9 protein-coding genes are annotated in these 7213 nt (G+C 65.3%); 2 read left to right on the top strand and 7 right to left on the bottom strand.

The features are described 5' to 3' along the window. Positions 1-587 (bottom strand): hypothetical protein (locus DQW50_RS18285; protein ID WP_198664721.1); only part of this gene is annotated, 587 nt, incomplete at its 3' end. Positions 588-786: 199 nt separating this feature from the next. Between DQW50_RS18285 and DQW50_RS17440 the strand changes: the two genes are divergently transcribed. Then, entirely contained in the window at positions 787-1008 is a 222-nt protein-coding gene (locus tag DQW50_RS17440; RefSeq protein ID WP_112080525.1) for a hypothetical protein, read from the top strand. Between the two features lie 464 nt (positions 1009-1472). On the opposite strand, the gene DQW50_RS17435 is transcribed toward DQW50_RS17440, so the two are convergent. The 4 genes from DQW50_RS17435 to DQW50_RS18695 all read right to left on the bottom strand — a co-directional run bounded on the left by DQW50_RS17435 (position 1473) and on the right by DQW50_RS18695 (position 5722). Next, complete coding sequence (locus DQW50_RS17435; RefSeq protein WP_112080524.1) at positions 1473-2192, bottom strand: hypothetical protein; 720 nt, start codon at positions 2190-2192, stop codon at positions 1473-1475. A 2-nt stretch (positions 2193-2194) separates the two neighbouring features. After that, a complete protein-coding gene (locus DQW50_RS17430) occupies positions 2195-2497 on the bottom strand; it encodes a hypothetical protein (protein WP_112080523.1) in 303 nt (100 codons plus the stop codon). A 90-nt stretch (positions 2498-2587) separates the two neighbouring features. After that, complete coding sequence (locus DQW50_RS17425; protein ID WP_112080522.1) at positions 2588-5332, bottom strand: hypothetical protein; 2745 nt, start codon at positions 5330-5332, stop codon at positions 2588-2590. A 258-nt stretch (positions 5333-5590) separates the two neighbouring features. Then, positions 5591-5722, bottom strand: coding sequence for a hypothetical protein (locus tag DQW50_RS18695; protein ID WP_255417662.1), 132 nt, complete (start codon positions 5720-5722; stop codon positions 5591-5593). A 267-nt stretch (positions 5723-5989) separates the two neighbouring features. Here DQW50_RS18695 and DQW50_RS17420 point away from each other — a divergent pair, with 267 nt between their 5' ends. Beyond that, on the top strand, positions 5990-6397 hold the full coding sequence (locus tag DQW50_RS17420; RefSeq protein WP_112080521.1) for a hypothetical protein: 408 nt from the start codon (positions 5990-5992) through the stop codon (positions 6395-6397). 30 nt (positions 6398-6427) lie between these two features. On the opposite strand, the gene DQW50_RS17415 is transcribed toward DQW50_RS17420, so the two are convergent. Both DQW50_RS17415 and DQW50_RS17410 read right to left on the bottom strand, forming a co-directional pair. Continuing rightward, complete coding sequence (locus DQW50_RS17415) at positions 6428-6721, bottom strand: hypothetical protein (protein ID WP_112080520.1); 294 nt, start codon at positions 6719-6721, stop codon at positions 6428-6430. Further along, positions 6718-7044, bottom strand: coding sequence for a hypothetical protein (locus DQW50_RS17410; protein WP_112080519.1), 327 nt, complete (start codon positions 7042-7044; stop codon positions 6718-6720). Before DQW50_RS17410 ends, DQW50_RS17415 begins: the two co-directional genes overlap by 4 nt. Between the last annotated feature and the right edge of the window lie 169 nt (positions 7045-7213).

Below are 7213 nucleotides of genomic sequence, written 5' to 3'. Positions count from 1 at the left end.
CCGCCCCCATATCCCACGTCGTCGCCGTCGAGGAGGTCCGCAAAGTCGCTTTTTGAAACCCGCTCGCCCGGTCGCTCCCGGAGGTATCGATACATCTTGAGGACGGCGTCGCGACGGCGGTCGTAGTCCGCCCCGCTCCCGGCGAGGTCCAGCTCGTCGACCCGCTCGCGAGCCGTGTCGAGGGCGTCCTCCTCGGCGGCCGCGTCCGCGCCGTGTGCGTCCGCCGGCGGGTCGGCCGGCCCGTCGGTCGCGTCGTCGACGGCGTCCGCTCTCGCGTCGCTCTCGCCGCTCTCGCCGGCGAGGGTCGTCGACGGGTCGCCGTGAAGCTCCTCGGCGTCGAACGTGTCGGCGTCGCCCCCGTCGAGGATCCACCATACCGTGTTTCGCCCGCCTATCTGTTTGCTCGCCAGCTCGCCGGCGTCCTCGAGGTCCCGGAGCCGGTTCAACACTCCTCGGCGTTTGATCGGGACGGCGTCCGCCACTTCCGCCGTCGAAAGGACGGGGTCGGCCGTCGACCGAAACACGTCGAGGAGGTCCCGATCGGAAACCCTCGGCTTTCGCCCACCCGTGTTGCTACTTTCAGGCATTAGTGCCTACTACGGTGTTAACTCCCTAAAAGGTATTCCTTCTAAGGGTTTAACACAAGAATACGAACGGTATAGGTCTTAGTCGGTGGGTTTATGGTTAGTGCCTTCTAAGGTAGTAGTAAGAAGGACGGGCTCCTCGGCGTGTTGAAACGCCCGCGTGCTTGGAACACGCGAGCCGGTCCTTCGGGAGTGAAAGACCATGTCCGTATACGAAACCCAGCCCGAAGGGCGTACCGATACCGAACACGCGACCGTCGTCGAGGAGGGTCCTCGGTGGAAGGGTCCGTTTACTGAATACGACCGCTACGGCGAGCCGACCGGCGTCCGGTTCGTTCGGTGTACCGGGTGCGGTGTCGAGGTCCTCGCCGGCGACACGCGCCACGCGACCCACCGGGACGGGTGCGACGGCGTCGACGAATAACCGCCCCAGCCGCTTCTTTTGATTTCCGGAGCGCCGTCGCGCGCGAGCGCGTAGCTCCGGCAAAACTCTCCCGTCGGGCGAGCGGGGAGGTCCCGTAACGGTCCCGTTTCCGACACGTCCCGGCGTCGATCCGCGTCAGACACGTTTCCCCAGTCTTAGGTATCGGATCGAACACGCGGGACGGCGTCGGGGTCAGCGTCCGCCGGCGCGGGCGTACTGGGGTCACTATTCGGGACCAAAGGTGTTATCCGAATCTGTGGGACCGGACGGATAGTGTTGCGGCCCTTTCTCTCGGGGATTAACTGGAGAGCCCGATCCTGATACCGACTATCACTAATCCCAGTATTCCGCCGAGGATCACCGCCTCAACGTTCGATGCGACGAATTGGCTGATGGTCAGGTTGACCATACACCGAGTCGCGCGAGATTCAACTTAAGTAGGTAAGTGCCGGTGTACCGACCGGTTACCGATCGGTGTATCCGAAGGCTCCCGCCGCGTGTTCCGCTCCGGTTTCAGTATCGGCGAGGAAGTCCCGTACTCGTTCGTTCATCCGACGGCCCCATTCCCGATCCGCTTCCCGAACCTCCTCGACGAGGTCGGCGAACGTGTCCTGGTGCATCCCCTTCGGTCGATCAGGGAGGTACGGAGCGTTATTCGGGTGCGGCCGTCGGTTCTCGGCGTCGGCTTTCGCGAACGCTTTTCGGTATCGTTGCTCGGCACGTTCAAGTTCGTTCCCCGAGGTCCTCGAGGAGCGATACCCGAGGTCGTAACACTCTCGACATAACCAGTACCGCCCCCCAGGTGGGAGGTACAATTTCCGAACCCGATCGTGACACGTCTCACCGTCGATTATTCCCGGACACCGAAACCAGGGACGAACACCGCCAAAGTTCGGCTCGGTGTACTCGACCGGGACCGGGTGCTCCTCCTCGAAACGATCTTGAGCGGGCGGGTCGACCGTGTACTCTAATCGGACGTGTGTCACGCGATCGGCGTCGTCGATACCTACAAAGTGTACCGTGAGGTCGACCGTCGCGTGTCGGGGCGGATCCCAGCGTTTCGTCGCGTAAGCGTTCCCAGGGTGGTCGACACCGTTGGTTAGATGGTCGGCGTCGAGCTGATAACACGCCTCGACGGTCGGCGTCGTCGCGTACTCCCGCCGCCCGGAGCCGAACCCACCCATCGTTACAGTAGGTCGTCGAGGTCGTCGAGGTCGTCGCCGTCCTCCAGCGGGTCCGTGCGATTCAATCCCCGACCGGAGTATTCGCCCCCGCCGATGTGTACCTGTGCCTCTTTCGTCGAATACGACTTTGCTTTTGTGAGGCCAGCGCGGTCGAGGATCGCCTCGGCCGCGCGGATCCGAACCCGCTCGTCGTCGGCATCGAGGAGGTCGCCGAGCGTTTCGGCCGCTTTCGGGACCGACTCCTGGAGCGCGTCGCGAGCGTCCTCGACCGGCGTCGGATCGCTGGCAGAATCAGTCGTCGACATACTACATTTCAGGGCTATTTCTTCATAAATCGTAAGGAAAATCGGGGGTCTTTCCCTTCCTCCATGGGGTTGTTTCGAGATATCGGTCGGTCATGGTGCCGCCCCGCCCCGCGTGTCGGTCGCGGCGTCGACCGGGACTTGCTCGAGAGTCGGCCCGGCGGTCACCGTCCGCGTCGTCGACGGCGGAACGACACCCGGATCGTCGGCGTACTCGGTGGCGGTCGCGACACCCCACAACGCCGGGAGGACGGCGTCGAGCCACGGCCACGGTGTCGAGAGGTCCCGAAGGTCCGGCGGGTCCGTGACGCCCGTATACGGCCAGCCCGGCAACGTGACGGCGTCACCCGGTCCGTGGTGCTCGCGACCGACCCGAAGGGCCTTTGCGGCGGCGTGGATCGACGGCGACACCGTCGGGTCCGCGACCCACGTCGGCCACCGATCCGTGTACCGCTCGCCGTCGTCGCCGTCCGTGTCACCGAACGAAAGGCAGAGCCGATAGCCCGCGTCCGTCTCCTCGACGAGCTCGAGGACGACGAGGTCCGCCAGGTGCTCGCGACGGGACCGCGTCGACACGTCCGCCCGCTCATCGAGCTCGTCGCCCCGGATCGGCGCGTCGGCCCGGAGTAGGGCGGATATGAGTCGTCGAGGAGTCGTCTTTCGGCCGTCGAACCCCCGGAGTAAGCGGCCCGGATCCACCGTCCCCAGAGCGTACCGTACCTCGGCGGCGTCGATCCGTCGGCCGTCGTTCTCCCCCGCCAGGGCGTGAAGTGCGTCGGCCACGTCGAGCGGCGTCCGTGCCAGCCCGTGAAGGACCGACACCGCTTCGGGCGTCACCCGGAGGTCTTTCGCGTCGAGTATCCGCCGCGCCGTCTCGGTTACCTGGCGGCGGGTCGGGTCCGTTCGAACCGTGGTCCGTACCTGTATCTCCGGGGCGTCCTCATGGGGATCGAACCCGTCGAACGCGTCCCGAAGGCCGTCCGCGACGGCGTCCGTCCGGCCCCTAAAGTCACCGGCGAGCACCCACGATCCCACGGGACGGGCGACGGGGTCCGCCGCGTCGACGGTCGGCTCGAACGCCTGGCGACGCTTCCCCTCGCGGTCCTCGAACAGCTGGCGATATGCGGCGTGGTGTCCGTACCGGCTCCCGATCGTCGACCCGATGGCGATCGTCTTCCACAGAGCGGCCGCTCGGTCGCCGTCGGCGTCGAACCGCCGGGAGAACTCGGGGAGTCGGACGAGCCGGACGAGGTCAACATCCGCGAGGTCGAGGAGGTGGGTCATGGATCCGGCGAGCCCGAGCGCCTTTTTCAAGATCTCTGTCCGAAGCGCGAGTTCCTCGTCGTCGTCAACATCATCGAGGTCGCCCGTCCGGTCCTCAAGGTCGGCCGCCGCGTCGAGGAACGCCCGCCGGAGGTCGTCGTAATCGGTCACGTCCTCCCCCAGCCACCCGATTTGTCGCATATCCCGCGGGATCGTCCTCGCGTCCTCAAGCATCGACAAGACCCCGTGCTCGTCGAGTGTACTCCGGGTAAGCACCTGATCGAACGTCCTCGGCGACGCCAGCGTTAACGCCAGCGTCACCCACAACGATAGGGGGTTATCCCCCTCGGCGGAAACGACGAGCCGGCCGTCCTCGGTGTACCAGCGTCCTTCCGCTCGGTCCTTTTGTGCGTCGATCGGGTAGTTGAGGAGGTTTACCCCACCTTCGACCGCCGATCCCAGGGCGGCGGCGGCCGTCGAGCGGTCCATATAGCGGCGTTCGTGCGGCGTCGGGAGCCGGTGGCGGTCGGGGCGGTCCGGCGGGGCGGTGTCCTCGTGGTCCTCCCCCTCCCCGTGTGTACGCGGGGTAACACGCCTATTGTTGTAGAACTTTCCAGATTCGCTAACGCGGTCCGAAAGGCGTCTCTGTCGGGCGATTTCCTCGGTCACAAACTGGCGACCGGTCGCGGTCAACTCGACCCGCCGCTCGCCGTCGGACCCGTACCGCTCGACGAGCCCAGCGTCCGCGAGGTCGGCGAGCACTTGGCGGACCCGCGACCGGCCGACAGAGAACGCGGCGTATAGGCGCGTGTAGGCGACCGTCTCGGTGTCCGTGTCCGCGACGGTGGTAAGCACCCGCTCCGCTCGCGAGCCGACACCGACGGCGTCGCGAGCGTCTGCGAGGGGGGCGGCGTCACGGCGTGAACTCCGGGCGTCACTAACGCCGGGGAGGTCGTCGCGGTGGTACTCGGCGAGCCATGCCCGATCGACCCGCGAGCACACAAGACGAACGTCGGCCCCGCGTCCCAGAGCGGCGACGAGTCGACACCATGCCGACCGCGTCGATCGGTCCCGGTCACGAAACCCGTCGGGAAGGGCGATCGCGACCGTCGGCGTCACATCAACCGCTTCAAGAACGCGAGCCGCCGCGCGGGCGTCCTCGAGGTCCGACCGGAACCCCAGGGGTCGACCGCTTCCGAGTGATGGAAGTCTCGCGAGCGCGTCCCAAAACCGATCCCCGGACGTGTCCGTCGCGAGCGATAATAGAACGTCCGCGAGCGCGCCGTCGAGCGCGTCCTCCCCGACCGTCTCCCGGAGGATGGTCCGTGCGTCCGGTCGCGTCTCTCCGGCAACGAGCTGGCGGACGGCGACGACGAGCGGGCGGCTTAGTCCCGCGCCGTCCCACGGGTCGACAAGCGCGCGCCACAGCTCTGACGCGGTCGCCGGTGGGTCCCGGAGGTCGACGGCCGCAAAGCTCGCGGTGTCGGTGTAGGTTACGCCGGCGGCGTCTCTCGACGGCGTCGGGGCGTCATATTCATCGTCGATTCGTCCGGTGTCGTCGCGTCGTGTGTACATTCGTGCGCTCTTGTCGCCCGGTGCGGGGGCGAGGCGGGGACGAGCGCGGCGACAGTAAAGCCATATGTACCCGGACCCCGTATGTCCAGGTAGAAGGCCCATCCGCGCCTTCGTCCCGCAAACCCTTTCGACGCCGATAGGAGCGAAGTCCTGGCAGACTCCGTGCGCTCCCGGCGTCGTTCGTTTCTATCTGTCCCATAGACGGCGGTATCCCCTAAAAAGGCACCCAATCCGAGTGCGTCGCCTCATCTGAGGGAGTCACGCCGTTACCTCCTCGCGCCCGAGGAGTTCGCGGATCGCCGCGTCGTAGTTCGGGAGGTCGCGATCGTGCTTGTACTCCCGAAGGTCGTTCCGCGTCCCCGAGCCGAGGGTTATACTGGTTCGATCCATACGTCACATAAGCGTTCGGGACCCTGGGGGATAAACGTTTCCGACCGGGTGATAGGTGTATCCCTCTGAGGGATACCCAATAATTAGAATTCAATTACTATAGCGCCTTATAACTCGGTATACGTATCTCTCGCAGATACGTGTGTATACATGATTACTACATCAGAGATCTGTTAGTTAGTGACGCTCGGTAATGTTTGTGGGCGAGATACGACGGCACACCTCAAACCCAGAAGGTCTTTCAAAACCTATGATACATCTATCATAATGGGCGCTTTTCGACGGGGGGTATACGCCGCTATTGGCATCGGAGCAGGGGTTTTCGGATTGGCCTTTGTGTCTCTCGTTTTCCGATATCTACCGCTATGGGGGACGAGAGAATCGCTTTACGTGGTCCTCTATACGTCTTTTGCGTATGTCTCTCTCGGGGGTTCCGTCGTCGGTTTCTTTCCTCGAAGGAGAACCACCGAATTGATCAGCGGCGTCGGCGCGGTAATCGCCGTTCTCTATGTTTTGGGCGTCCCGTACTACATGATACTCGGTGATACGGTGAACGATACTTACGTCGGGCTTGTCCTCATAGTTGGGGCGATCGTTCAAGCGGTCTTTATCGGGGGTTTTCAATTGCTCTCAAGGCGGTGGAGAGAGACTCCCGAGAGCGAATCCTCGGCGTAGGGGGATCGAAGCTCTTTGCGTGTGTCGTCGTTACTCGTAGTCCCCGCCCCCTCCCTCGAGATCGTCGAGGAGCGCGCGGGCGATCCGAACCTGTGCCTCAAGTCCGGGATCGACCGGCCCGAGCTCCCCCCGCTCGGCGGCGTCGACGAACGCCCGGAGGTCCTCGGCGTCCTGGTCGTCGGCGAGCGATAGGTCGAGGTCGCCGCTCTCGACGGCGTCCGCGAGGTCCCCAGCCGGATCGATATGTCGCGGGTCCGTGTCCGGGACGGGGTCGGGACCGTCGCCGGCGTCCTCCTCGCGGTCCGCGTCGTCGTCGCGGGTCACGGTTCCACCTCGACGCTCCACCGATACGTGTCGTCGACGGCCCGATACTCGACGAGGTCGGCGTCGGCGAGCCGCCGGAGGCCGGGGTCGACCGCTCGCCCCAACCAGCTCGCCCTGTCGAGCGTGGTCCCGTCCGCGAGGGCGTCGACGAGGTCCGTCCGCCGGAGCCGGTCGCCCGTCGTCGCGAGGTACTCGGCGGCCCGGCGTGTCTGTGCGCGCGTCACCTCGGCGTCGATCCCGGTCGACGGGTCCCACCGAGCGAGGGCGTCGTCGAGGGCGGTCGGCGCGGGCGTGCTCGCGTCGGCGTCCGTCGCTCGGCTCATGGATCCACCTCAAAAACGTAGTCGTCGCCCCGGAGCTCAACACCGGGGAGCGTGTCGAGCGTGTTCGGGCGGTCACCGGAGCCTTTCACCCAGTTACCCCAGAGGGACGCAAAACCGCCCCCATATCCCACGTCGTCGCCGTCGAGGAGGTCCGCAAAGTCGCTTTTTG

The organism is Halorubrum sp. 48-1-W (assembly GCF_003287355.1).
Taxonomy (GTDB): domain Archaea; phylum Halobacteriota; class Halobacteria; order Halobacteriales; family Haloferacaceae; genus Halorubrum.
Note: the sequence above shows the minus strand (reverse complement) of the source record. Positions and strands in the feature narration are given on the sequence as shown.